This is a genomic window from Corallococcus sp. AB049A (genome assembly GCF_003668885.1).
Taxonomy (GTDB): Bacteria; Myxococcota; Myxococcia; order Myxococcales; family Myxococcaceae; genus Corallococcus; species Corallococcus interemptor.
Window position 1 is genome coordinate 1 of sequence record NZ_RAWL01001226.1, and the last position, 423, is coordinate 423.

The 423-nt window shown below is 59.3% G+C and carries 1 protein-coding gene; it reads right to left on the minus strand.

All coding sequences use genetic code 11. From position 1 onward, the window contains the following. Nucleotides 1–46 precede the first annotated feature (46 nt). The gene (locus D7X55_RS41575; protein WP_040008462.1) at nucleotides 47–292 is read right to left on the minus strand and encodes a hypothetical protein; all 246 of its coding nucleotides are present in this window, start codon (nucleotides 290–292) and stop codon (nucleotides 47–49) included. Nucleotides 293–423 lie beyond the last annotated feature (131 nt).

The window sequence follows — 423 nt, forward strand, 5'->3', positions numbered from 1 at the left end:
TTTCAACCTCCTGCGCCTCTCAACAGGTGGTTGTGGGTAGATGGGGTCAGAACTCGATATGAAGGGTCAGACTCTTGCGGTGATACAACGCTCGCCGCACCAGCTCGGCGATTTCGTCCTCGCTGCGCAATCCCTGGTCGCCGTCTTTTCCCAGACGGACGTGGAGACCAAACCCGCTTTGCACGAGCAAGTATTGCGGGTCCGCTTCCGGTGTCTCTGGGCTCTCTAGATCGGCAGCGGTGATAGCTTCTTCGTGGAAAGCGTCTTCGGGAATGTGGTCGGGCGATGGCATGGGGGCTCCGTCTTGGTTTGGATACCCCTTTGCAATAGCGCACCATCGCCGGTTGTAAAGGCCTACGCGGCTTCAGCCATCGGTGCGCCCGACAGGAGGGCGATGGCTTCCATGGCCTCTTTGCTCAGAGG

Bases quoted from the DNA above. Each gene is read 5' to 3' on its own strand.
- D7X55_RS41575 (WP_040008462.1), bottom strand. From the start codon at position 292: ATGCCATCGCCCGACCACATTCCCGAAGACGCTTTCCACGAAGAAGCT.